The sequence below is a fragment of the Streptomyces durocortorensis genome (genome assembly GCF_016901035.1).
GTDB lineage: Bacteria > Actinomycetota > Actinomycetes > Streptomycetales > Streptomycetaceae > Streptomyces > Streptomyces durocortorensis.
This window is the reverse complement of record NZ_JAFEUF010000097.1, coordinates 1-24,823: the sequence shown is the minus strand read 5'-3', so window position 1 is coordinate 24,823 and position 24,823 is coordinate 1. Positions and strand designations below refer to the sequence as shown.

22 protein-coding genes are annotated in these 24,823 nt (G+C 71.9%); 11 read left to right on the top strand and 11 right to left on the bottom strand.

What is annotated here, in order from left to right; translation table 11 throughout:
* Positions 1-51: 51 nt before the first annotated feature.
* Entirely contained in the window at positions 52-750 is a 699-nt protein-coding gene (locus tag JS521_RS19245; protein ID WP_205084216.1) for a YoaK family protein, read from the top strand.
* A gap of 222 nt (positions 751-972) precedes the next feature.
* On the opposite strand, the gene JS521_RS19240 is transcribed toward JS521_RS19245, so the two are convergent.
* Both JS521_RS19240 and rpmG read right to left on the bottom strand, forming a co-directional pair.
* Entirely contained in the window at positions 973-1,233 is a 261-nt protein-coding gene (locus tag JS521_RS19240) for a type B 50S ribosomal protein L31 (protein ID WP_205084215.1), read from the bottom strand.
* Between the two features lie 64 nt (positions 1,234-1,297).
* Positions 1,298-1,462 (bottom strand): 50S ribosomal protein L33, encoded by a 165-nt coding sequence (rpmG, locus tag JS521_RS19235; RefSeq protein WP_205084214.1) that lies wholly within the window; start codon positions 1,460-1,462, stop codon positions 1,298-1,300.
* 311 nt (positions 1,463-1,773) lie between these two features.
* Here rpmG and JS521_RS19230 point away from each other — a divergent pair, with 311 nt between their 5' ends.
* Positions 1,774-3,204 carry a PP2C family protein-serine/threonine phosphatase gene (locus JS521_RS19230; RefSeq protein ID WP_205084213.1) on the top strand — a complete coding sequence of 477 codons (1,431 nt, stop codon included), beginning with the start codon at positions 1,774-1,776 and terminating at the stop codon, positions 3,202-3,204.
* A gap of 106 nt (positions 3,205-3,310) precedes the next feature.
* Here the strand turns inward: JS521_RS19230 and JS521_RS19225 are convergent, their stop codons facing one another.
* Positions 3,311-4,798: a DNA-binding protein NsdB gene (locus JS521_RS19225; RefSeq protein ID WP_205084212.1), complete on the bottom strand. Its 1,488-nt coding sequence runs from the start codon at positions 4,796-4,798 to the stop codon at positions 3,311-3,313.
* Between the two features lie 231 nt (positions 4,799-5,029).
* Here JS521_RS19225 and JS521_RS19220 point away from each other — a divergent pair, with 231 nt between their 5' ends.
* From JS521_RS19220 to JS521_RS19210, 3 genes are all read left to right on the top strand, one after another.
* Positions 5,030-6,166: an aminoglycoside phosphotransferase family protein gene (locus tag JS521_RS19220; protein WP_205084211.1), complete on the top strand. Its 1,137-nt coding sequence runs from the start codon at positions 5,030-5,032 to the stop codon at positions 6,164-6,166.
* Between the two features lie 549 nt (positions 6,167-6,715).
* Positions 6,716-7,381, top strand: a complete 666-nt coding sequence (locus JS521_RS19215) for a transglycosylase SLT domain-containing protein (RefSeq protein WP_205084210.1) — start codon at positions 6,716-6,718, stop codon at positions 7,379-7,381.
* Positions 7,382-7,532: 151 nt separating this feature from the next.
* Positions 7,533-9,746 carry a terpene synthase family protein gene (locus tag JS521_RS19210; protein ID WP_205084209.1) on the top strand — a complete coding sequence of 738 codons (2,214 nt, stop codon included), beginning with the start codon at positions 7,533-7,535 and terminating at the stop codon, positions 9,744-9,746.
* Between the two features lie 136 nt (positions 9,747-9,882).
* Here JS521_RS19210 and JS521_RS19205 read toward each other — a convergent pair whose 3' ends face one another.
* The 7 genes from JS521_RS19205 to JS521_RS19175 all read right to left on the bottom strand — a co-directional run bounded on the left by JS521_RS19205 (position 9,883) and on the right by JS521_RS19175 (position 16,552).
* Positions 9,883-10,440, bottom strand: a complete 558-nt coding sequence (locus JS521_RS19205; protein ID WP_205084208.1) for a TetR/AcrR family transcriptional regulator — start codon at positions 10,438-10,440, stop codon at positions 9,883-9,885.
* Positions 10,441-10,508: 68 nt separating this feature from the next.
* Complete coding sequence (locus JS521_RS19200; protein ID WP_205084207.1) at positions 10,509-11,747, bottom strand: MFS transporter; 1,239 nt, start codon at positions 11,745-11,747, stop codon at positions 10,509-10,511.
* 229 nt (positions 11,748-11,976) lie between these two features.
* The gene (locus tag JS521_RS19195; protein ID WP_205084206.1) at positions 11,977-12,477 is read right to left on the bottom strand and encodes a hypothetical protein; all 501 of its coding nucleotides are present in this window, start codon (positions 12,475-12,477) and stop codon (positions 11,977-11,979) included.
* A gap of 77 nt (positions 12,478-12,554) precedes the next feature.
* Entirely contained in the window at positions 12,555-13,721 is a 1,167-nt protein-coding gene (locus tag JS521_RS19190; RefSeq protein ID WP_205084205.1) for a thiolase family protein, read from the bottom strand.
* Positions 13,714-14,766, bottom strand: a complete 1,053-nt coding sequence (locus JS521_RS19185) for a thiolase family protein (RefSeq protein WP_205084204.1) — start codon at positions 14,764-14,766, stop codon at positions 13,714-13,716. Before JS521_RS19185 ends, JS521_RS19190 begins: the two co-directional genes overlap by 8 nt.
* Positions 14,767-15,714, bottom strand: coding sequence for a Zn-ribbon domain-containing OB-fold protein (locus tag JS521_RS19180; protein ID WP_205084203.1), 948 nt, complete (start codon positions 15,712-15,714; stop codon positions 14,767-14,769). It lies immediately after the preceding gene.
* A gap of 37 nt (positions 15,715-15,751) precedes the next feature.
* Positions 15,752-16,552 carry a crotonase/enoyl-CoA hydratase family protein gene (locus JS521_RS19175; RefSeq protein WP_205084202.1) on the bottom strand — a complete coding sequence of 267 codons (801 nt, stop codon included), beginning with the start codon at positions 16,550-16,552 and terminating at the stop codon, positions 15,752-15,754.
* A gap of 167 nt (positions 16,553-16,719) precedes the next feature.
* Here JS521_RS19175 and JS521_RS19170 point away from each other — a divergent pair, with 167 nt between their 5' ends.
* Positions 16,720-18,345, top strand: coding sequence for an acyl-CoA synthetase (locus JS521_RS19170; protein ID WP_205084201.1), 1,626 nt, complete (start codon positions 16,720-16,722; stop codon positions 18,343-18,345).
* A gap of 42 nt (positions 18,346-18,387) precedes the next feature.
* Here JS521_RS19170 and JS521_RS19165 read toward each other — a convergent pair whose 3' ends face one another.
* Positions 18,388-19,911: an alpha/beta fold hydrolase gene (locus JS521_RS19165; RefSeq protein WP_205084200.1), complete on the bottom strand. Its 1,524-nt coding sequence runs from the start codon at positions 19,909-19,911 to the stop codon at positions 18,388-18,390.
* A 191-nt stretch (positions 19,912-20,102) separates the two neighbouring features.
* Between JS521_RS19165 and paaK the strand changes: the two genes are divergently transcribed.
* From paaK to JS521_RS19140, 5 genes are all read left to right on the top strand, one after another.
* On the top strand, positions 20,103-21,398 hold the full coding sequence (gene paaK, locus JS521_RS19160) for a phenylacetate--CoA ligase PaaK (RefSeq protein ID WP_205084199.1): 1,296 nt from the start codon (positions 20,103-20,105) through the stop codon (positions 21,396-21,398).
* Positions 21,399-21,545: 147 nt separating this feature from the next.
* Complete coding sequence (locus JS521_RS19155) at positions 21,546-22,424, top strand: ABC transporter substrate-binding protein (RefSeq protein ID WP_205084198.1); 879 nt, start codon at positions 21,546-21,548, stop codon at positions 22,422-22,424.
* A complete protein-coding gene (locus JS521_RS19150) occupies positions 22,421-23,302 on the top strand; it encodes an amino acid ABC transporter permease (protein WP_205084197.1) in 882 nt (293 codons plus the stop codon). Before JS521_RS19155 ends, JS521_RS19150 begins: the two co-directional genes overlap by 4 nt.
* Positions 23,299-24,063: an amino acid ABC transporter ATP-binding protein gene (locus JS521_RS19145; RefSeq protein ID WP_205084196.1), complete on the top strand. Its 765-nt coding sequence runs from the start codon at positions 23,299-23,301 to the stop codon at positions 24,061-24,063. Before JS521_RS19150 ends, JS521_RS19145 begins: the two co-directional genes overlap by 4 nt.
* 77 nt (positions 24,064-24,140) lie before the next feature.
* Positions 24,141-24,809: an FtsX-like permease family protein gene (locus tag JS521_RS19140; RefSeq protein WP_307847916.1), complete on the top strand. Its 669-nt coding sequence runs from the start codon at positions 24,141-24,143 to the stop codon at positions 24,807-24,809.
* The last annotated feature ends 14 nt before the right edge of the window (positions 24,810-24,823 follow it).

The window sequence follows — 24,823 nt, the reverse complement described above, 5'->3', positions numbered from 1 at the left end:
GCGCCCCCGCCGTCCCCGCCTTCCTCGTCCCGGCCGTCCCGGGGCGGTGCTGTGCCGTGGCGCGGCGAGGGGGCGCTACTTCTCCTGTCGGCGGCTTCCGGGGCGGCGGACGCGTTCGTCTTCCTCTGCGTGGGACAGGTCTTCGCCGGGGTGATGACCGGGAATCTGGTGCTGCTCGGGGCGTCCGCCGCAGGAGCGGGCGAGGACGGGGTGGCGCTGAAGGTGGCGGTCGCCCTTGGCGCGTATTTCTGCGGGGTGGCGGTGGGCGCGCGGCTGACCGGACGGCGTGAGGCCCCGGCTCCGGTGCTGCTGGGGGTGGAGGTCGTCCTGCTGGGGGCGGCGGCCGTGCTGTGGGGGCTGGAGCTGGTCACGTCGTACGGGGACCGGCTCGGGCTGCTGGCGCTGGTGGCGGTGGCTATGGGCGTCCAGGGGCGCGTACGGATGACGCCGACGAACTACTTCACCGGGACACTGACCTCGCTCGCGGGCCGGGTGGCCTTGTGGGAGCTGCGCGGCGGGGACGGGTGGGTGCTGGGGCGGCTGGCCGCGGTGGTGGTGGGGGCGGCGGTCGCTGCGCTGGCCGAGCGGTGGTGGAGCCCCGGGGCGGCGTTGGGCGCGTTGGTGATGGCTGCCGGTGCGCTGGTCCTGGAGACGGTTCCGGGCGGTCGGCTCCGGCCGCGCAGGGGAAAGCCCCGGCCGGGCAAGAGGAAGCCCCGGCCGGATCGGGGGAATCCAGCCGGGGCGGCTTGAGTGCGGGCGTCAAGGGCGGTCGCCTCTCGGCGGAGGGCTCCATGGGGCTTCGGCGGTGCGATCTTCCCCATGGGCTTCAGGTGAGGCCCGGGGACACTGTCCCCCTCACACCCACGTATAGATGAACGATAAACCATCCTGGGGTGTTCCCGGGAACCCGCCCCCGCGGATGTGATCCACAGCACGGGATTCCGGGCCCCTCCCTGATCAGGACCCGTCCGGTCAGCCTCCCGACGTCTCGCCGGCGCCGTAGCGGCGCCGGAACTGTTCGACGCGGCCCGCCGCATCGAGCACCTGACTGCCGCCGGTGTAGAACGGGTGGCTCGCCGACGACGTCTCGACGTCGATGACGGGGTAGGTGTTGCCGTCCTCCCACTGCACGCGCTCGCCGGAGTCGGCGGTCGAGCGGGTCAGGAAGGCGACGTCAGCCGCGCGGTCGCGGAAGACCACGGGACGGGACTCGGGGTGGATGCGGGACTTCATCGATGCGTTCCTTCCTCACCGCGAAGAGCGGTGGCGTACGGGGCGAGAGGCCTCTTCCGGGCGGTCAGCGGACCTCGCGGAACAGGACGTGGCGGCCGGCGGCGGAGTCGAACTTGCGAAGCTCCAGCCGGTCCGGGTTGTTGCGGCAGTTCTTGCGTGTCGCATAGCTGCGACCCGTTCCGGCGGTGGACCGGAGGGTGACGACGGGCCTGGTCTCGCTGCGTGCCATGGGCGCCTCCCGTATGTCTCTGCCGACCCCACTCCCGTATCGGGAATGGGATTCGTTTTCGTTCTGGTGACGTAACGCGGGTCCGCCTCCCGGCATTCCCGCCTCGTCATGCACCCCGAACGGGTCGGCCAACTCGCCCCACACGCAAGCATGTTCGGATTGCCGCCCCTCCGGAGAGCCGCTGGCATATGCCGGAAGCATCTACGCATCGAGTGTTGCCGAATCCCTTACGGCCCGCCGCGCCCTGTGCGACAGTCAGTAGCGGTCCACCCTTCAGAACCGGCTAGGCCGCGCCTGTATCGGAGTACGAGATGCCGTCCCCCCTCTTCGCGGACCGCCCCGCACCACAGCTTCCCGCGCACGACGCCGTCGACGACCTGATCAACCGGACGCGCCGGCTGCGCGGTGACGTGGACGCCGTGCGGCGGGACGCCGTCGTGTTCGACGAGGACGACCCCCAGCTGCGCTGGCAGCGTGCTCTGTGCGAGCTGGCCGTTCACCACCTGGACAACCTCGACGAACACCTGGGGCAGCTCAGGGCGGGCCTGCCCGGCCCGCGTGCCGAGGAGTGTGCCCCCGGGGACGGCGGGGCGCCGGGCGACCCGCCGTCCGGTTCCCTGCTGAACCGGGTGGGCAGCGCCGAGTGGAACCTCCTCACCGACGAGTGCAGCTGGTCCGACGAGCTGTACGAGATCTTCGGCAGGCCGCCGGGCTCCACGCCCCTCTCCCTGGACGACCTGCCGTCCGTGCTGCTGCCCGAGGACCAGCCGCTGCTGACGGCCATGGTGACGGGCTGCCTCGTCGACGGCCGGCCGATGGACGGCGAGTTCCGCATCGTGCGCCCCGACGGCGGCACGCGGACACTGCACATGACGGGCGAGCCGGTGCTCGACGCCGAGGGCTGCACCGCCTCCATGTGGGCGGTCCTGCGGGACGTCAGTGAGCTGCGCCGCAGCGAGCAGGCCGTGAGCAGGAGCCGCGCGTCGGTGCGGCGCGAGGAGCACATCGAGCGCACCGAGCACCGCATCGCCGTGGAGCTCCAGGAGACCGTCCTGCCGCCGTGGCGCGGATCGCTGCGGCTCCCGGCCCGGGGCCCGGGGGCCCTGGACATCGCGGCGCACTACCTCCCCTCCGAGTCGAGCGGGCTCATCGGCGGCGACTGGTACGACGCGATGGAACTGCCGGACGGACGCACCCTGCTCACCGTCGGCGACCTCACCGGGCACGGCGTCCCCGCCACCTCGGCGATGGCGATGGTGCTGGGCGCCCTGCGCGGCATGGCCGTGGCCGGCATCGAGCCGGGCGCGCTGATGGGGCACCTCAACCAGGTGCTGGAGACGTCGGTACAGCCCGCGCTGGGCAGTGCCCTGTGCTGCCGCTTCGACCCCGAGACCTCCCTCCTTTCCTGGGCGCAGGCCGGGCACCCCGCACCACTGCTCTGCCGCGGCGGTTCGGGACGCCTCCTGCCGCCGCCGGACGGGATGCTGCTGGGTGCCGCGCCCCAAGCCGTGTTCGAGCAGGACGAGGTACGGCTGCTCCCCGGCGATGTGCTCGTCCTGCACACCGACGGCCTGACCCGACGCGGCGACCGGGGTGCGGGCCCGGAGGCGCTGCTCGCCCTCGCCCCTCGGTTCGCAGACGCCCGTACGGCACAGGAGTGCGTCCGGAGCGTCGTCGAGGAGTTCGGCGGGACCGAGCGGCTGGACGACGCGTGCGTGCTGGTCGCCCGCATCGGAGCGTGAGGGAGCGCGGGCGTACCCGGGCGTGAAGGTTCCCGGACCGTGCCCGGACGGATCAGGGCGTGAAGAGGGATCAGAGCGTGAAGGAGTGCGGCCCGGCCGGGCCGGGTCAGATCTGCGTTTCCCTGGCCTTCTTCTGGTTCGGCATCGACAGCTCGATCTCCTCGCGCAGATCCTGGATCCCGGCGTATCCGGCGAACTGTCCGGTGAGCCGGTACATCTCGCGGAGCCGGTCCCAGGTGCGGTGCGAGGAGGTCTCCCCCATCGACACCAAGGCGAGCCGGGCGTAACGGTCGGCCTGTTCGGGGTCGTTGGCGATGAAGCAGGCCGAGGCCAGGGAGATGTAGTCGAAGATCTTCGACCGCTGGCGGCCGTTGATCCTCAGCTCCAGCGCCTGCTTGGCATGGCGCTGGGCGATGATCGCCGCTCCCGGGTCGTGCTCGGCCAGCGTACGGAAGGCGAGCGCCTGCATGCCGTGCATGTCGGCCTCGTCGAACATCTGCATCCAACTGGGCGGCGGCACGTCGCCCTTGTCCGAGACGAAGAGCTCCTCGGCCTCGCCGAGAGTGCGCCGCATCGCCTGGCCTCGGCCCATCGACGCCTGTGCCCAGGCCTCGATGGTGCGCAGCATCGCCTGCGTACGGGGCAGGGTCTCGTCGCCCGAGCCGGATTTGGCGAGCTTCATCAGGTCGAGCGCGTCGTCGGGGCGGCCCAGGTGCACCATCTGGCGCGCTGCCCGGGAGAGCGCCTCTCCGGCGCGCGGCCGGTCGCCGCCCTCGCGGGCCGCGTGGGTCGCGATGACGAAGTACTTCTGAGCGGTGGGTTCGAGGCCGACGTCGTGGGACATCCAGCCCGCCAGGACGGCGAGGTTGGCGGCGACGCCCCACAGGCGGCGCTGGAGATGGTCGGGGTGACGGTAGGCGAGCATGCCGCCCACCTCGTTGAGCTGGCCCACGACCGCCTTGCGCTGGAGTCCGCCGCCCCGGGACGCGTCCCAGGCGCGGAAGACCTCGACCGAGTGCTCCAGGGCCTCGATCTCCTCGGAGCCCACAGGCGCGGCCTCGTACCGGTCGAGACCGGCGGGGTCGGCGTGCTGGGGATCGTTGGCACGTGGCGCGTCGGCCGCGGAAGCGGGGCTGCTGCGAAGCCAGTCGTACAGGGGGCCGGCGATGGTTGAGCCGGCGGCGAGCGCGGCGCCCGCGCCCACCATGCCGCGTCGGTTGAGCATGAGGTCCATTCCCGTGAATTCGGTGAGGACCGCTGCCGTCCGTTCGGGCGCCCACGGCAATTGATCGGGATCGTGTTCCGTCCCGGAGTCACGCCGTTTTCCCACACGCCCGCGTCGGCCGAACCCGAGGTCCTCGATGGTCACGACACGGCCGAGCCGCTCGGTGAACAGAGCTGCCAGCACTTCGGGCACGGGATCACGGGGGGACTCCCCCATGTCGATCCAGCGCCTGACGCGCGAGGTGTCGGTGGCCAGCTGCGGGTGGCCCATGGCCGCCGCCTGCCGGTTCACCATTCTCGCGAGTTCGCCCTTGGACCAGCCGGCCAGGCCGAACAGGTCGCTCAGGCGGGTGTTGGGTTCTCCGGTCACTTCAAGCCCCCAGGTTCTCGGCTGACTTGACACTAACCCCATGTCAGATGCGCTGTGACTATTCGCCAGGGTTCGCCAGGGTCCGCCAGATGGTCTGCCACCCGTGACCCGTTGTCAGGTAGGAGTGCGCCACCCCGCCCGGCAGCCCTAGGTACTCCCCAGGGTGCCGAACGGCCGTCGGCCGGGTTGGCGCACGTACCTTGTCGGCGCACGAAGGGATCTGTCTCGCCCATGTACACAGCATCGTCCTCCGTGTCCGCCCCGCCCCGTCCGCTCCGCCCGATGGGCGCGGGCGGCGGGCCCTATCTCGCCCCTCACGCCGGCGCGCCGGCGCCGGGTCCGGGCCGGGCCCGACGGGCCCCGGGGCCGGGCGCCGGACCGCTCAGCGGAAGGATCGACCTGTCCGGGCCGCAGGGCGCGCAGGTACGGATGGCCATCGCCTCCGTGCAGCGCATCTGCCCCGAGTTCAACCCGGTCCAGGTCCTGCGCCGCAGCGGCCGTTCGGTCCTGATCGTCGGAACGACCGGGCGGGCGACCGCCGTGGCGAAGTGTTTACTGGACCATTCGCCGGCGTGGACCGAGCGGTTCCGGCACGAAATAGCGGCGTACCGCGCGTTCGTCCGGCACCGCCCCCCGGTTCGGGTGCCCCGGCTGATCGCGGCGGATCCGGAGAACTGCACGCTGGTGATCGAGCGGATGCCCGGCCGGGTCGCCGCCCTGACCCGGCACCCGGCGGAGGCCCCGCCGCGGGCGGACATCCGCGCGGCGCTGGGCGCGATCGCCCGGGTGAACGCCTGGCGGCCGCCGCCCGGGCTGTTCGAGGCGCCGCTCGACTACGCCTCGCGGATCTCCCGGTACCACGAGCTCGGTCTGTTCACCGACCGTGACCTCGGTGACCTGCAGAAGCTGCTGCACGGCCTGGCCCACGCGGGCGGCCGGCAGGGCATGGGCCAGTTCTGCCACGGGGACGCCCTGCTCTCCAACATCCTGCTGTCGCCGACCGGGCCCGTGCTCGTCGACTGGGAGCACGCCGGCTGGTATCTCCCGGGGTACGACCTGGCGACGCTGTGGGCGGTGCTGGGCGACGCCCCGGTGGCGCGACGCCAGATCAGCCAGCTGGCCCAGGCCCGGGGCCCGGCCGCGCGGGACGCCTTCCTGGTGAACCTGATGCTGGTGCTGACCCGCGAGATCCGCAATTACGAGACGGCGGTCCAGCGCACCATGCGCGAGGCGCCCCCGGTGGGTGCGGGGCAGGACCGTCCCGGCGCGCTCTCCTCGGGCGAGGAGCAGCGGCTGCTGCTGCGGAGGCTGCACGACGACTGCGCCATGGCGCGGAGGGCGGTGCGGGCGGCGGTCGGCACGCGCTGAGCGGGGACGACGGCTGCGCCGAGACGGCTAGGGAGGACGGCAGGAGACGGCAGGCGGGGCCACGGCCCACCTGCCGAGGACCACAGTGACCAGACCACTGTGAAGAAGGAAGCGCGCTGCGGGACCGGTGCCGACACACCGTTCCCGCAGCGCGCTGTTGTGCGTTCCGGGGCCCGCACGGCGGTCCGAGACCGCTCGTCCGGGCCCTGCCCGCCCGTGACCGGGTGCTGACCCTGTGCTGTCCCAGGGGCCCCGGCGGGTGAGGCCCGCCACGAGACCCACGTCACCTACGGCCTCCGGTAGTAGGCGTGAGCCGTCCCGTCCGGCGTAACGAACCGCCCATATGGCTCATAAATTGGCATATCACGATGAAGAGTAGTAAAGGCGGTCATTGCTTCCTATGTCGGTGCCCGCTAACCATGGATCCCGGCAAGCACCGAGTTCGAGCCCGCGTCGATCGCCCACCGGCGACCGCGGCCCGGACGACCCGGTTCCTGCCGACGCGGCGCGAAGGCCGCGAAGCCCGTCCCCCATAGGAAGAGCTCACGCATGCCCCGCATCTCCACCCTGCGCATCACCCGCTCGCACAAGATCGCCACCGCCGTGCTCGTCGCGGCCGGTTCCGTCACCGCCATAACCGCCACCGGCGGTCCGAGCGAAGCGCAGACCACCGCGACCCGGCCCTCCATCTCCGTGGAGCCGGTCGCCGCGGCGGGCGTCCCCACGGCGAAGGACGCGGCCGAGAAGGCCGCCAAGGAGAACGCCGCCAAGGAAGCCGCCGCGAAGAAGGCCGCCGACAAGGCGACCGCGGAGAAGGCCGCCGAGAAGGCGCGCTCCGAGAAGCAGGCCGCCAACCGTTCCACCGAGCGCAAGGCCGTCACGCCCAAGAAGTTCAAGAACAACCTCGACGGCTGGATCCGCGAGTCGCTCGACATCATGGAGAAGAAGAACATCCCCGGCTCCTACGAGGGGCTGCACCGCAACATCATGCGCGAGTCCAGCGGCAACCCGAACGCCGTCAACGACTGGGACATCAACGCGCAGAACGGCATTCCCTCCAAGGGTCTCCTCCAGGTGATCCAGCCCACCTTCGACGCGTACCACGTCAAGGGCACCCCGAAGAAGCTCACCGACCCGGTCGCCAACATCACCGCCGCCGCGAACTACGCCGCGGACCGGTACGGCTCGATCGACAACGTCGACTCCGCCTACTGAGCGACCGACTTCCGAGCACGCACAGGCCAAGCCGCGATGATCTGACTAATCGCCGTCGTGCGTGCTCCGTATGGCCGAAGGGTAGTGCTGCGCGGACATCACCGGTCCGCGCGTTTCCCCGCGCGGAGGCTTCTGGAAAGGCCTGACGCACATGGCACAGCCCTTCTCACTGCCGGACTTCTATGTTCCGTATCCGGCGCGGCTCAACCCTCATGTGGAGGCGGCACGCACGCACACGCGCGAGTGGGCCCGCTCCATGGGGATGCTGGAGGGGTCCGGCATCTGGGAGGAGAAGGACCTGGAGGCGCACGACTACGCCCTGCTGTGCGCCTACACCCACCCCGACTGCTCGGCCGAGGCCCTGTCCCTGGTCACCGACTGGTACGTGTGGGTCTTCTTCTTCGACGACCACTTCCTGGAGCTGTTCAAGCGCACGCCCGACCGGGAGGGCGGCAAGCGGTATCTGGACCGGCTGCCCGCCTTCATGCCGATGGAGCGCGGCGCCGCGACACCGGCCCCGGAGAACCCCGTCGAAGCAGGACTCGCCGATCTGTGGGCCCGGACGGTCCCGGCGATGACGGACGCCTGGCGGGCCCGGTTCGCGGAGTCGACGGAGAACCTCCTCAACGAGTCGCTCTGGGAGCTCGCCAACATCCACGAGGGCCGCATCGCGAACCCCGTCGAGTACATCGAGATGCGCCGCAAGGTCGGCGGCGCGCCCTGGTCCGCGGGACTGGTGGAGTACGCGGCGAACGCCGAGGTGCCCGCCCAGGTCGCCGGTGCCCGCCCGCTGCGGGTGCTGCGGGACGCCTTCTCCGACGCCGTGCACCTGCGCAACGACCTCTTCTCCTACCAGCGGGAGGTGGAGGACGAAGGGGAGAACAGCAACGGCGTGCTGGTGCTGGAGAAGTTCCTCGGCTGCTCCACACAGGAGGCCGCCGAGTCCGTCAACGACCTGCTGACCTCACGGCTCCAGCAGTTCGAGAACACCGCCCTGACCGAACTCGGCCCGCTCTGCGCCGAGAAGGGCCTGGACCCGACGCAGACCGCCGCCGTGCTGGCGTACGTCAAGGGGCTCCAGGACTGGCAGTCCGGCGGCCACGAATGGCACATGCGCTCCAGCCGCTACATGAACGGCGGCGGCGCGGGCGAGGCCGTGGCCGGCTTCGGCATGTCCGCCGCCTCCATCAGGTTCACGCTCCGCTCGGAGACCGCGCGGGCCCGCAGCCACGGCCATGTGCCGTACCAGCACGTGGGCCCCTCGCTGCTGCCGGACTTCGACGTGCCGTTCGGGACGACGCTCAGCCCGCATCTGGAGGGCGCGCGGGTCCGGCTCGTCGACTGGGCGCGGCGGATGGGCATCCTGGAGGCCCAGCCGGGCGTGCCCGGTTCGCACATCTGGGACGAGGAGCGGATCGTCGCGATCGACCTGCCGCTGTGTGCGGCGGGCATCCACCCGGACGCGAGCCCGGACGAACTGGACCTGTCCTCGGGCTGGCTGGCCTGGGGGACGTACGGGGACGATTGGTTCCCGGTGGTGCACGGGCGGACCCGGGACCTGGCGGGAGCGCGGCTGGCGAACGAGCGGCTGTCGCTGTTCATGCCGCTGGACGGCGAGGGGACTCCGGAGCCGGTGAACGCGCTGGAGCGGAGTCTGGGCGACCTGTGGCTGAGGACGGCCGGCCCGATGGACGCGGGCGCGCGGCGCACCTTCCGTACCGCGATCGAGACGATGACCGAGAGCTGGCTGTGGGAGCTGGCGAACCAGGCGCAGAACCGCATCCCCGACCCGGTGGACTACGTGGAGATGCGGCGGGCGACGTTCGGTTCGGACCTGACGATGAGCCTGTGCCGGCTGGGGCACGGCCGGAAGGTGCCGGAAGCGGTCTACCGCAGCGGTCCGATGCGTTCTCTGGAGAACGCGGCGGCGGACTACGCGTGCCTGCTCAACGACCTGTTCTCGTACCAGAAGGAGATCGAGTACGAAGGGGAGGTGCACAACGGCGTCCTGGTCGTGCAGAACTTCTTCGGCGTGGACTACTCCACGGGCGTGGCGATCGTGCACGACCTGATGAACTCGCGGCTGCGGCAGTTCCTGCATGTCGCCGAGGTCGAACTCCCGGTGCTGTACGACGACTTCGCCCTGGACGCCGAGGCGAGGGAGGTCCTGGCGGGCTATGTGCAGGAGCTCAAGCACTGGATCGCGGGGATCCTGATCTGGCACCGGGGCTGCCGCCGCTACCGCGAGGAGGACCTGCGGCGCGGTCACGGGGCGCCTCTCCGGCTGGTCGGTCCCACGGGGCTCGGCACCTCCGCGGCGCAGGTGACCCGGATGATGGCCCAGTTGGCGGGCAGCCGGGGCTAGCGCCTCGGGCCGAACGGCGGCTGCCGGGCCTGCCGCGCGGCTGCCGGGCCTGCCGTACGGCTCCCGGGAACGCGGTCCGCCGTGAAGTTCTCACGGCGGGCCGTGGCCGTGGCCGCGGGCATGGCGAAGCGGCCGGTCAGAGCAGGACGTGCCGCAGCACGGCCTCGAACTCCGCCGCTGTCGGCGGGGTGTCGGTCAGCAGTCCCTGGAGGAGCAGTCCGTCGACGACGCCCTTGAAGATCTGTACCCGGACCGGGTCGTCGGTGTAGCGCAGGGCGTATCCGGCGATGGCGTCCAGCCAGCGCCCGGTGGAGGTGCGCAGCTCCGGCCGGCGGGCGGCGAGCAGGTAGAGCTCGTACTCGGCGAGGAGCCTGCCGGGGCCCGCCATCACGTTCGCGAGCAGCTCGGCGAGGGCGGTGAGGCCTTCGGGGCCGCCGTCGGCGTTCTCGGCCAGGCGTCGCATCCGTTCGGCGTCCTGGTCCATGCAGGCGGTGAGGGCGGCGGTGAGCAGGTCGTCGATGCTCTTGAAGTAGTAGGCGGCTGCGGTGGCGGGCTGGTCGGCCTCGCGCGCCACCGCCCGGTGACTGACGCCCGCGACACCCTCGCGGGCGACCACCTGGAGGGTGGCCTCGATGAGTTCCTGCCGCCGGAGCTCCCCCTTGAGCAGGCGGCCGTCGGTCGGTGATGCGGTCATCGTGCCCTCCGGGCGTCGTGGTCGAGCGGTACGGGAGCGGTGTGCCGCTCCTCGCGGCCGCGGGGCGTTCACCGGGCCGACTTCGCGTGCTCCTCGCCTGCGGGCGCCTCGGCGCGCGCCCGCAGACTCCGGTCGAGCGGGCCCTGGGCGATCAGCGCCAGCAGCACCGTCGCACCGCCCGCGGCGATGGCCACGGCGAAGCCGCCGGAGGGGCCGAAGCGGTCGACCATACCGCCCGACACCGAGGCGCCGAGCGCGACACCCACGCTGAGGCCGGTGATCGCCCAGGTCATCCCCTCGGTGAGGGCGGCCGGCGGCACTGTCTTCTCGACCAGCCCCATCACCACGATCATGGTGGGCGCGAAGAAGAGGCCGGAGAAGAAGACGGCCGCGGAGAGGGTGGCGATGTTCCCGACGAGCAGCAGGGGGAGTGTCGTCAGGGCGGTGCCGGCCGTGCTCATCAGGAGCAGCCGGGGCAGCGGGACGGTGAGCCGGAGGGCGCCGAAGACCAGCCCGGCGCCGGCCGAGCCGATCGCGTAGACGGAGAGGACGATGCCCGCACCGGCCGGCGATCCCTGCTCCTCGGCGAAGGCGACGCTCACCACGTCGACGGTGCCGACGATCGTGCCGCCCGCGACGAGGGTGAGGGCCAGCGGGAGGAGCGGTCCGCCGCGCAGCGCCGAGACGCCCGGGGCGCCGTCGTCGGCCGGCCGGAGCACCGGCGGTTCGGTGCGCTTCTGCGGGACGAACATGAGGACGCCGAGGGTGAGCAGCACCACCGCCACCAGGGGCCCGGCCTCCGGGAAGAGTGCGGTGCTCATCGCGACCGCGAGCGCGGGGCCCACCACGAAGGTGAGTTCGTCGACGACCGACTCCAGGGAGTAGGCGGTGTGCAGGCGGTCCGATCCCCGGTAGACGTGGGTCCACCGGGCGCGGACCATCGCGGCCATGTTGGGCATCGTGCCGGCGAGTACCGCGCTGACGAAGAGCGTCCAGACGGGGGCGTCGTAGCGGGCGCAGAGGAGCAGCGCGCCCATGGCGATGACGCTGAGGCCGGTGGCGGGCAGCAGCACCCTGCTCTGTCCCCGCCGGTCGACCACGCGGGAGATCTGGGGGCCGCAGAGGGCCATGGAGAGCGTGAAGGTGGCGGAGACGGCGCCCGCCAGGCCGTACTGGCCGCGCATCTGGGACAGCATCGTGATGATCCCGATGCCGGTCATCGACAGCGGCATGCGGGCGACGAAGCCCGCGGCGGAGAAGGCCACGGAGCCCGGCGCCCGGAAGAGAACGCCGTAGGGGTTGGCCATGGGGACGGACCTCCGGACGGGGGGAACGATGAACCTGAACGACGATTAACCTGAACGACCGTTACACATTGAACGGTCGTTAGATTTTCTCACCGTACCCGCTCCCCCGCCTTCGGTGTCAACGCGCATTTCCGGACGTCGCACAGGGAGCGGGAATCGGCCCACCGGAGCGGTCCGGGCATGAAAAAAAGGCCGCCCGGCATATGCGGGCGGCCTATGGAGATACGTTTCAGCCTTGCTGGAACAGCTCTGCGGGCAGGGGCTTGAGCAGGGTGTAGAGGTCGTCGGTGATCGGCCGGTCCCAACTGGCGATCGTCACGAGGACGCCGTCGCTGCGGTCGAACTGGACGCAGGCGATCCGGCTCTCGGAGAGCTTGACGCGGCGGACGATCAGCAGATTGTCGCCCTGCATGACGGGGACGTCCTCGGAGCTGACGACCTCGACCGGCTCGTCGTTCTCCAGGGCGAGGAGCAGTTGGGCCACCTCGAAGGGGACCTGGCCCTCCTCGGTCTCGCGGGCGGGCGACCCTTCCGGGAGATTGCCGATGATCATCGCCGGGCCCCGGCCGCCGTACAGGTCGTAGCGGAGGAAGACGCCCTGGCAGCTGCCGTCGGGGGCGGGGAGCAGACCGGCGCCGAGGTTGCCGGGCCAGTCCCCGGGGTCCATGGCCAGGACGTCGAAGTCCGGGCCCGCGGGTGTTGCGGCGCTACGGCGGCGGAGGAAGGACATGCCTGCCATGTTACGTGTCCCGGCTCACGTTGCGGAGCCGGGCCCGGGCCCCGCCGGGCCGGGCCCGCTGCGTTCTCTCAGCCGGACGGGGGCTCTGCTCCCACCAGCCACATGGCGAAGAACTGCGCCCCGCCGCCGTAGGCGTGGCCGAGCGCCCGGGTCGCCCCGTCGATCTGGTGCTCCCCGGCCCTCCCCCGCACCTGGAGGGCCGCCTCGGCGAAGCGGATCATGCCGGAGGCGCCGATGGGGTTGGTGGACAGCACGCCGCCCGATGGGTTGACGGGGAGGTCGCCGTCGAGTTCGGTGACGCCCGCCTCGGTGAGCTTCCATCCCTCGCCCTCGTCGGCGAAGCCGAGGTTCTCCAGCCACATCGGCTCGTACCAGGAGAACGGTACGTAGATCTCGACGGCGTCGATCTCCCGGCGCGGGTCGGTGATCCGGGCCTGCCGGTAGACGTCGGCGGCGCAGTCCTTGCCTGCCTGCGGGGAGACGAAGTCCTTGCCCGCGAACAGGGTCGGTTCGCTGCGCATCGCGCCGCCGTGCACCCAGGCGGGCCGGTGGGGCGAGCGGGCCGCGCCGGTCCGGTCGGTGAGGATCATGGCGCAGGCGCCGTCTGATGAGGGGCAGGTCTCGGAGTAGCGGACCGGATCCCAGAGCATCGGCGAGGACTGGACCTTCTCCAGGGTGATGTCGTGGTCGTGGATGTGCGCGTAGGGGTTCTTCAGGGCGTTGCGGCGGTCCTTGTACGCGACCAGCGAGCCGACCGCGTCGGGCGCTCCGGTGCGCCGCATGTACGCGCGCACGTGCGGGGCGAAGAAACCACCCGCGCCGGCCAGCAGCGGTTGCTGGAAGGGGACGGGCAGGGAGAGGCCCCACATGGCGTTGGACTCGGACTGCTTCTCGAAGGCGAGGGTGAGGACGGTGCGGTGGACGCGGGCGGCGACGAGGTTGGCGGCGACCAGGGCCGTCGATCCGCCGACCGAGCCCGCCGTGTGGACGCGGAGCATGGGTTTGCCGACGGCGCCGAGCGCGTCGGCGAGGTAGAGCTCCGGCATCATGACGCCCTCGAAGAAGTCGGGCGCCTTGCCGATGACGACGGCGTCGATGTCGGCCCAGGTCAGCCCGGCGTCCTCCAGGGCGCGGACTGCGGCCTCGCGGACCAGTCCGGCGATGGACACGTCGTGCCGGGCGGCGACGTGTTTGGTCTGGCCGATGCCGACGACGGCGACGGGCTCCTTAGGCATGAGCGCTCTCCCCTTCCAGGACGGCGACCAGGTTCTGTTGCAGGCAGGGCCCGGAGGTGGCGTGCGCGAGCGCCCGGTCGGACGCGCCGCGGTGGATGCGGGCGGCGGCCTCGCCGAGCCGGATGAGGCCGGCGGCCATGATCGGGTTGGCGGCGAGCGCTCCGCCGGAGGGGTTGACGCGGACGTCGTCGCCGAGCCCGAGTGCCTTGCGCAGGACGACTTCCTGCGAGGTGAACGGGGCGTGCAGCTCGGCGGTGTCGACGGGCCGTTCGAAGGCTCCGGCGTGCTGCGCGGCGAGCCTCGCGGAGGGACTGTCGGTGAGGTCGCGCACGCCGAGGCCGTGCGCCTCGATGCGGTGGTCGATGCCCCGGATCCAGGCGGGCCGCTCGCACAGGGCGCGGGCGGTGTCTCCGGCGGCGAGGATCACAGCGGCGGCGCCGTCGCCGATGGGCGGGCAGTCGCCGGTGCGCAGCGGGTGCACGAGGTGGTCGCCTGAGGGGACGTCGCCGGTGAGCTGGGCGTACGGGTTGTCGACGGCGGCGGTGCGGTTGCGGGCGGCGATCTCGGCGAGGGCTGCTTCATCGGTGTCGCCGGCGTCGATGAGGGCCTGGGCCTGGAGGGCGGCGAGGGCGACGGAGTCGGGCCAGAGCGGGGCGAGGTAGTAGGGGTCGAGCTGGCGGGTGAGGACGTCGCGGACCCGGCCGGGCGAGGACTTGCCGTAGGAGTAGACGAGCGCGGTGTCCGCCTCGCCGGTCATGATCTTCACCCACGCCTCGTACAGCGCCCAGGCCCCGTCCATCTCGACGTGCGACTCGGAGATGGGCGGGTGGGCGCCGACGCCGTCGAGCGCCATGGTGAAGGAGAAGGCCCGCCCGGCGAGGTAGTCGGCGGAGCCGGAGCAGGTGAACCCGATCTCGTTCGCCTTGAGCCCGGTCGCGCCCAGGACCTCGTGGAGGACGGGCATCAGCAGGTCGACCTCGGAGAGTTCGTCGGTGCGCCGGCGGTGCGCGCTCTGGGCGAAGGCGACGATGGCCACGTCCCGCATCTACACCAGCTCCTTGTACGTGTCGTAGTCGGCGTCGGGTTCTCCGGTGGGCCGGTAGTGGTCCGGGTGCCGGGTGCCTTCGGCCCAGACGGGCTCGACGCGCAGGCCCATGCGCACCTGGTCGTAGGGGATTCCGGCGATCCGGCCGTGCAGGGCGAGGTCCGCGCCGTCGAGGGCGATGTGGGCGTAGACGTAGGGGACTTCGATGTCCAGGTTCTTCGCCTTGATGTTGACGATGCAGAACGTGGTGACCGTGCCGCGCGGGCCGACTTCGACCTGTTCGGCGGTGGCGACCCCGCAGGTGGGGCAGGCTCCGCGCGGGGGGACGTAGACCTTGCGGCAGGCGGGGCAGCGTTCGCCGACGGTGCGGTGGCCTTCGAGGGCGGCGAGGTAGGCGCTCTGGGCTCGGCCAGGGGTGTGGACGTAGTCGAGGCGGGCCGGGGCGACGATGCCGGTGACGGGGTCGGCGAACTCCCCGGTGTGCGGGGCAGGTTCGGAGTTGCCGGGCTCCCCCTCGTACGGTTCGAAGCAAGCGATGTCGGTGATGGCGCCGGTGCGGGTCGCGGCCCAGCGGATACGGACGCGCATCCCGGTGTGCACGGCGTCGGGCCCGGGCGCGTCGAGGGCGTGCAGGAGCGCGGTGCCGGCCCCGTCGAGGCGGACGAGCACCCAGGCGAAGGGGGTGTCCAGGGGCTGATCGCGGCGCGGGGACGGGTTCCAGGCCCAGGTGGTGACGGTGCCGGTGGGGGCGACCTCGACGAGGTCGCGGATCTCGTTCGCGGTGACGGGGTCGTACTCCACGGGCGGCACGAGCACCGTGCCGTCCTCCGTGCGGACGCCGAGGACGGTACGTTCGCGCAGTCCGGTGAGGAAGGCGCTCTGGACGGGGCCCAGGGATCGGGTGAAGGGGAATTCGACCACCAGCGGGGCGCTGAGGACGTCGGTCATGGCTCTCTCCTGGGATCGGGCGCGCCGGCTCCTGGGATCAGGCGCGCCGGTAGACGGGCGGGCGCTTCTCGGCGAAGGCGCGGGCGCCCTCCTTGGCGTCCTCGGTGGCGAACACGGGCCAGCCGCACTTGAGTTCGGCGGCCAGCGCCTCGCTCTCGGTCAGCTCGGCGCCCTCGTAGACGGATGCCTTGACGGCCTCGACGGCGAGCGGCCCGCAGGCGTTGACCTGCTCGGCGACGGCGAGGGCCTCCTCCAGTGCGGTCCCGTCGGGCACGACCCTGCCGATGAGCCCGATGGCGGCGGCCTCGTCGGCGGTGTACGGGCGGCCGGTGAGGAGCATTTCGAGGGCATGGGTGCGGGGGATCTGGCGGGGCAGCCGGACGGTGGAGCCGCCGATCGGGAAGAGGCCGCGGCGGACCTCGAAGAGCCCGAAGGTGGCGCCCGCCCCGGCGATACGGATATCCGTTCCCTGGAGGATCTCGGTGCCGCCCGCTACACAGGGGCCCTCCACAGCGGCGATCACCGGTTTGCGCGGTCGGTGGTGGCGCAGCATCGCCTTCCAGTGCAGGTCCGGGTCGGCCTTCGTCCGCTCGCGGTACTCCTCCCCCGCCATGCCGTCGCCCGCGAGCGCCTTGAGATCCATGCCGGAGCAGAACGCGCCGCCCGCTCCGGTGAGGACGACCGAGCGGACCGTGTCGTCCGCGTCGGCGGCGAGCCAGCCGTCGTACAGGCCGACGAGCATCGGCAGCGAGAGCGCGTTCCTGGCCTGCGGTCTGTTCAGGGTGAGCACCAGCGTGGCGCCTTCGCGCCGCACGGTGAGGTGTTCCGTACCGCCCATGACGGACTCCTGTTCTCCGGATCTGGAACAGGTTGCAGGAGGAGGGGGCGCAGTTCAATAGTTTTCTGACAGCTCGTCAGATTGTTTCGACGCCACCCCTTCCCACTTGTGCCGCCCGGCGCTCTAATGACGGCCGAGTCGCCAGTCACCCGGGGTCAGGAGGAACGGTGGAGTACAACCTTGCCGACCTGTTCGAGTCGGTCGTCGACGCGGTGCCCGACCGTGAGGCGCTCCTGTACGTCGACCATCCCGGTACGGGCGCGGAGCGCCGGCTCACCTACGCGGAGCTGGACGCCGCCGCCAACCGGATCGCCCACCACCTGCTCGACGCGGGGATCCGGCCGGGCGAACACCTGGGGCTGCATCTCTACAACGGGGTGGAGTACCTCCAGACGGTACTGGGAGCCCTGAAGGCCCGGATCGTTCCGGTGAACGTCAACTACCGCTACGTCGAAGAGGAGTTGGTGTACCTCTATCGGGACGCGGACCTGGCGGCGCTGGTCTTCGACGGCGAGTTCGACGAGCGGGTGGCGGCGGCAGCCCCGCAGGCTCCCGGGCTGCGCCATCTGGTCCGGGTGGGGACCGCCGACGCGACGGCCGGCCCCCGGCCCGCGGCCGTGCCCTTCGCCGAGGCGGAGGCGTCCGGCTCTCCCGACCGCGGCTTCGCACGGCGCTCCGCCGACGACCAGTTCATCATCTACACCGGCGGCACGACCGGCATGCCCAAGGGGGTGATGTGGCGTCAGGAGGACCTGTTCTTCTCGGGGCTCGGCGGCGGGGCACCGACCGGTGAGCCGGTGAAGACCCCGCAGGAGCTGGCGGAGCGGGTGGCGGCGGGCGGGGACGGGATCACGTTCTTCCCCACGCCGCCGCTGATGCACGGGACCTCCACGCTGACCGCTTTCATCGGCTTCAACTTCGGTCAACGGGTCGTCGTGCACCGCAAGTTCGTGCCCGACGAGGTGTTGCGGACGATCGAGAAGGAGAAGGTCACCAGTGTGTCGCTGGTCGGCGACGCGATGCTGCGGCCGCTGATCGACTGCCTGAAGGGACCACTGCGCGGGACGGACTGCTCATCGCTCTTCTCCGTCTCCAGCTCCGGAGCGATCATGTCGGACTCGGTACGGGCGGAGTTCCAGGCACTCGTGCCGACGGTGATGCTGCTGAACAACTTCGGCTCCTCCGAGTCCGGGTTCAACGGCACGGCCACCGCCGACTCGGGCCCCGAGAAGGGGTTCCGGGTGCAGGTCAACGCCCGTACGGCGGTGGTGGATCCGGTGACGTACGAACCGGTGGCGCCGGGCGAGCCGGGCCGCATCGCCCAGCGCGGGCATGTTCCGCTCGGCTACTACAACGACCCGGCCAAGACCGCCGACACCTTCTTCCGCCGGGACGATGAGCGATGGGTGCTGCTGGGCGACATGGCGACCGTGGACGCGGACGGCATCGTCACCGTGCTGGGCCGGGGTTCGCAGTGCATCAACACCGGTGGAGAGAAGGTGTATCCGGAGGAGGTCGAGCAGGCGCTCAAGTCCCATCCGGACGTGTACGACGCGCTCGTCGCGGGCGTTCCCGACGAGCGCTGGGGCAACCGGGTCGCCGCCGTGGTCCAACTACGGGATGGGGCGGATGCGTTGACGCTGGACGCGGTTCAGGCGCACTGCCGGACGCGGCTCGCCGGCTACAAGATCCCCCGCGCTCTGGTGCTCGCCGACCGGATCCAGCGCTCGCCGAGCGGCAAGGCGGACTACCGGTGGGCGCAGGCGGTGGCGGCGGGCGGCGGCCGGGGCTGAGGCGCCGCCCCGCGCCTCGATCCGGCTGTGCCGACCCGCGCCTCAGCGGAGCCCGAACGCCCTGATCGCCGTGAGGAACTCCTCCGGCCGGTCCGTGTGGATCAGGTGTCCGGCGTCGACGGTGACCAGCTCGGCGTGCGGTATCGCGCGGACCATCTGCGCGAGCTGGCCCTGGTCGATGTGGCTGGTGGGCCCGCCGCCGATGACGAGGGTGGTCGCGGTGATCTCCGCGAACCGCTCGGCGACGTCCGGGTCCGGGTCGTTGAGTTGGGCGTCGGTGTCGGGAACGACCGGCCAGTCGAAGTCGAGGTCGCCCTCGGGGCGGACGGAGGGCGCGCGGGGCGGGTCGAGCGGAAGCAGCGGCGGGGCGTCCTCGATGATCAGCCGCCCGATCAGGCCCGGTTCGCGCTGAGCCAGGAGGTAGGCGGCGACCCCGCCCATGGAGTGCCCGACGACGGTCGCGCCGGCGAGGTTGCGGGCTTCCAGGAAGGCGTGCAGGTCGTCGCGGAACATCTCGAAGGAGTAGCGGCCGGGCCAGTCGCTCAGCCCGTGACCCCGGAAGTCGGGGGCGTACACACGGTGGTCGGCGGCGAGGTCCTCCGCGATCCGGGTCCAGGTCGCGCTGGAGCCCGCCCGGCCGTGCAGCAGGACGACGGGCGGGGCCCCGGGGGCGCCCCACTCCCGGTAGGCGAGCCGGACCCCGCCCGCCTGGACCGTGCGGACGTCCGGGTCGAGGAAGGCGGCCACCGTACGGGCGAAGGCGCCGGGGTCGTCCAGCCACGGGAAGTGCCCGGCGCCGCGCTGGACGGCGAACTCGGCTCCCGGGAAGAGCGCGGCGAGCTCCTTGGCCCGGTCCGGGCTCGGGTGGCCGTCGTACTCCCCGGCGAGCACGAGAACGGGGACGGCCACCTCGCGCAGGGCGGCGGCGGTGGCGGCGGGGTCGAAGGCCCCTTCCCCGGCGTAACGGCCGCGGGCTTCCGCGTTGGTCTGTCCGGCGGAGGCTTCGGCGTGGGCGCGGGCCGCCTCGTCCCAGCGGCCGTAGGTGAGGGGCCGGACGGCGGGCCACAGCTCGGCGAACGGCCCGCCGGCGAGCAGCGCCTCCTGAGCGGCCCGGGCCTCCGGGTACCAGGGCTCGTCGCGCCGCAGCTCGGCCGCCTCGCGCAGGTCCTGGTCGCTCACCTCGACGCCCACGGCCCGGGTGCTGGGCGTCACCAGGGTCAGGGTGCGCAGCCGTTCCTGGTGGCGGGCCGCGTACAGCAGGGCCAGGTCCGCGCCCGCGGAGTGGGCCAGGACGTCGACCCGCTCCAGGCCCAGGTGGGCGCGCAGGGCCTCCACGTCGTCGACGAGTCGGTCGCAGCGGTACGTCGAGGGGTCCGCGGGCACACCGGATGCGCCGGTGCCGCGCAGGTCCAGCAGAACGAGCTGCCGGTGGGCGGCGAGCCCGCCGAGGTCCCCCAGATACGCGCTCGCCCGCATCGGCCCGCCGGGCAGGCAGATCAGCGGCTCCCCCTCCCCCACCAGGCGGTAGGCGAGCGGCGTCGTGTCGTACGCGGAGAAGATCGGCATGCGCCCCATCCAAACAGGAACCGGTGAGCGGGCGCACCGGACTTCGCCGCGGGCTGATCGACACGTCGCCGCCGGTTGATCGACCGTGAAGTCCGCGCGCCTCTTGCCAGCACCCCCGGCCGCCTGAATTACTGCTCCCAGGAAGATCGACCGAATGATCGGTCGCCCGCTCCGGGAGAGGAAGGGTCCTGATGACGGCCATGCTGGACGCGGCGGAACAGCTCGACCGGGGCGCGCTGGAGGTCCTGCAACTGGAGCGGCTGAGGTCCACGCTCCGGCACGCGTACGACAACGTCCCCTTCTACCGGGCTGCCTTCGACCGTGCGGGGCTGCGGCCCGAGGACTGCCGGGCGCTCGCGGACCTGGCCCGGTTCCCGTTCACCGTGAAGGCGGATCTGCGGGACAACTACCCCTTCGGGATGTTCGCCGTACCGGAGCACGAGGTGCGCAGGATCCACGCCTCCAGCGGCACGACGGGGCGTCCGACGGTCGTCGGGTACACCGAACGGGACCTGGACGCCTGGGCGGACGTGGTGGCCCGGTCGATCCGGGCGGCGGGCGGACGGCCCGGCCACAAGGTCCATGTGGCGTACGGGTACGGGCTGTTCACCGGCGGGCTCGGGGCGCACTACGGGGCGGAGCGGCTCGGCTGCACGGTGATCCCGGCGTCCGGGGGCATGACCGCGCGCCAGGTGCGGCTGATCCAGGACTTCCGGCCCGAGATCATCATGATCACGCCGTCGTACATGCTGACGCTGCTGGACGAGTTCGAGCGGCAGGGCGTCGATCCGCGCTCCACCTCCCTGAAGGTCGGGATCTTCGGTGCGGAGCCGTGGACCGAGGAGATGCGCCGGGAGATCGAGGAACGGTTCGCCATCGACGCGGTCGACATATACGGGCTCTCCGAGGTGATGGGCCCGGGGGTGGCGCAGGAGTGCGTGGAGACGAAGGACGGGCTGCACATCTGGGAGGACCACTTCTATCCGGAGGTCGTGGACCCGTTCACCGGTGAGGTGCTCGCGGACGGCGAGGAGGGGGAGTTGGTCTTCACCTCGCTGACCAAGGAGGCGATGCCGGTGATCCGTTACCGCACCCGGGATCTGACGCGGCTGCTGCCGGGGACGGCGCGGACGTTCCGCCGCATGGAGAAGGTGACCGGCCGCAGCGACGACATGGTGATCCTGCGCGGGGTGAACCTCTTCCCCACCCAGATCGAGGAGATCGTGCTGCGTACGCCCGCCGTCGCCCCGCACTTCCAGCTGCGGCTGACCCGGCAGGGGCGGCTCGACGCGCTCACCGTCCGGGCGGAGGCGCGCGCGGACGCCACCGCGGCCGACCGGGAGGCGGCGGCGTCGGCCATCGCGGCGGCGGTGAAGGACGGGGTCGGGGTGTCGGTGGGGGTCGAGATCGTGGACCCGGAGTCGCTGGAGCGCTCGGTGGGCAAGATCCGGCGGATCGTGGACCTGCGGGAGTCCGGTACGGAATAGGGCCGGCCGGACCGGACCGGACCGGACCGGTCCGGAGCAGAGCCGGCCGGACCGGTCCGTTCACACCGCCGCAACACCCGTTCCCACGATGCGGACAGCTGCCGAAACGTCTCGACAGAGGGCGCCGGGCCCTGCGAGTCTCCCGCTATGCATCTCGCCAACCGGCCCCTGGTCACCGCCCTGTGCTCCGCCGTCGCCCTCTGCGCCTCCCTCACCGGCTGTGCCCCGCAAGCGGAGGAGAAGGCACCGGACCCGGCCGCCGGTGCGACGGCGTCCTGCGCACCCGGCAAGCTCGCCACCCAGGTGTCCGGGAAGCTGACCGTCGGCACCGACAAGCCCGCGTACGCCCCCTGGTTCGCCGACGACGAGCCGTCCAACGGAAAGGGCTTCGAGTCGGCGGTGGCGTACGCCGTGGCGAAGGAGCTGGGGTACGGGCGCGACGCCGTGGTCTGGCAGCACGTGCCGTTCAACAGCGCCTTCGCGCCCGGTGCGAAGAAGTTCGACTTCGACATCAACCAGGTCTCCGTCAGCGAGGAGCGGAAGAAGGCCGTCGCCTTCTCCTCCGGCTACTACGACGTGCGCCAGGCGGTGGTCGCCCTGAAGTCGTCGAAGGCCGCGAAGGCGAAGAACGTGACCGACCTCAAGGACGTGAAGCTGGGGGCTCAAGTGGGCACCACCAGCCTGGACTTCATCGAGGACCTGGTGAAGCCGGCCGAGAAGCCCGCCGTCTACCAGCGCAACGACTTCGCCAAGTCGGCGCTGAAGACCGGCCAGGTGGACGCCATCGTGGTGGACCTGCCGACCGCGTTCTACATCACCGGGGCCGAGGTGCCCGAGGCGGAGGTCGTGGGCCAGTTCGCCGACTCCCCCGGTGAACCCGAGCAGTTCGGTCTCGTCCTCGACAAGGAGTCCGCGCTCACCTCCTGCGTGAGCGGGGCGGTGGACGCCCTGCGGAAGGACGGCACGCTGGCCGCCCTGGAGAAGGAGTGGCTCTCCGACGCCGTCGACGCCCCGGTGCTCAAGTGACCCTGCACAAGACACCGGCCGTCGTCGAGGACGGCTACGCCCCCTCCGAGCGCCGGATCGCCCGCGAACGCTACCGGCGGGGGCGCACCCGACGGGCGACCGCGATCGCCGCGACCAGCACGCTGGTGACGGGCGCGGTGCTGTTCCTGCTGATCACCGGCTCCCCCGGCTGGACCCGTTCCAAGGAGACGTTCTTCAGCGCCCATTACGCGCGCGTCGCCCTCCCGCAGGTCATGGAGGGGCTGTGGCTGAACCTCCGGCTGCTGGCGGTGTGCGGGGCGGCCGTGCTGGTCCTCGGCCTGCTGCTGGCCGTGGCGCGCACGCTGCGCGGGCCGGTGTTCTTCCCCGTCCGGGCGCTGGCGACCGCGTACACGGACTTCTTCCGGGGGCTGCCGCTCATCATCTGCCTGCTGATGGTGGTGTTCGGGGTGCCCGCCCTGCGGCTGGAGGGGGTGACCACCGATCCGGTGTTGCTGGGCGGCGGTGCGCTGGTGCTGACGTACTCGGCGTACGTGGCGGAGGTCTTCCGGGCGGGCATCGAGTCCGTGCACCCCTCACAGCGGGCCGCGGCCCGTTCGCTGGGGCTGAGCAGCGGGCAGGCGCTGCGTTTCGTCGTACTCCCCCAGGCCGTACGGCGGGTGGTGCCGCCGCTCCTGAACGACCTGGTGTCGCTCCAGAAGGACACCGGGCTCGTCTCGATCGCGGGGGCGGTGGACGCCGTGTACGCGGCGCAGATCATCGCGAGCAAGGACTTCAACTACACGCCGTACGTCGTCGCCGGCCTGGTCTTCGTGGCACTGACCATCCCGATGACCCGGCTCACCGACTGGGTGACGGCCCGCATGGACCGGCGACGGGCCCAGGGAGGACTGGTATGAGCACGGCGGCGGGAACAGCTCCGGTGCTGCGGATGGAGGCGGTCCGCAAGTCGTTCGGTACGTCGCTGGTGCTGCGGGACGTCGACCTGGAGGTGGCCCCGCACACGGTGACCGCGCTGATCGGCGCTTCCGGCTCCGGGAAGTCGACCCTGCTGCGCTGCGCCAATCTCCTGGAGGAGGTCGACGACGGGGCTATCTGGCTGGACGGCGAGGAGATCACCGATCCGCGTGCCGACGCGGACGCGGTGCGCCGGCGGATCGGCGTGGTGTTCCAGGCGTACAACCTCTTCCCGCATCTGACGGTGCTGCAGAACATCACCCTGGCCCCGCGCCGCGTCCACGGGCTCTCCCGGGCGCAGGCGGAGGTGCAGGCCGGGGAGCTGCTGGAGCGGCTGGGCCTCGGGGCGAAGGCGGACGAGTACCCGGACCGGCTCAGCGGCGGCCAGCAGCAGCGGGCCGCGATCGTCCGGGCGCTGGCGGTACGCCCCCGGCTGCTGCTCCTCGACGAGATCACGGCCGCCCTGGACCCGGAGCTGGTGGGCGAAGTGCTGGGTCTCGTACGGGAGGTGAAGGAGGACGGCATGACGATGGTGATCGCGACGCACGAGATGGCGTTCGCCCGGGAGGTGGCCGACCAGGTGTGCTTCCTGGACGCCGGGGTGGTGCTGGAGCGCGGCACGCCCGAGGAGGTGTTCGGCACGCCGCGCGAGGAGCGCACGCGGCGGTTCCTGCGGCGGATCGTGGAGGCGGGGCGGCTGTAGGAGCGGCGCGGGCGCGCCGGAGCTGCGGAGCCGCCCGCGCGCCAAAGCTCCGGAGCCGCACACACCCGCGTGCGTCGGTGCTCGTCGTCGGCAACGTCGTCGCGTCGGCCGTCGGTACGGGCACGCGGCGCATCGGGGTCCTCAAGGCCGTCGGTTTCACCCCGTCCCAGGTCGTACGGGCCTACGTGGGCCAGGCGCTGATTCCGGCCGCCGTCGGCACGGCTCTCGGTGTCGTGGCCGGCCATCTGCTCGCCGTCCCGGTCATGGCCGAGACCGAGGAGGTCTTCGGCGCCTCGTCCCTGGCCGTCGCCCCCTGGGTCGACGTGGCGGTGGTCGCCGGCGTGCTGCTCGACACCCGTGAACGCGTCCATGAGATCGGTGTCCACAAGGCGCTCGGCATGACGCCCCGGCAGACCGTCGGCATGGTCCTCACCTCGGTCCTCGTCACGGGCCTGGTCGCGGGCGTCCTGGGCGTGCCGCTCGGCGTGGCACTGCACGGCTGGGTGATCCCGGCGATGGGCGAGGGTGTGGGGCTGCGCTTCCCCGACTCCGTCGTCGCCGTCCACCGGGCCGCCGCACTGTTCCCGCTGGGACTGGGCGGTCTGCTCATCGCCGTCGTGGGTGCGCTCCTGCCCGCCGTGCCGGCCCCCCGGGGCCCGGCCCCCCCCCCCCCCCGGCCCCCCAAACCACCCCCGGCGCCCGGCGGCCGGATAAACAGACATAGACCCCCACCCCCCCCCGGATGAAAAAAAACCCGGCG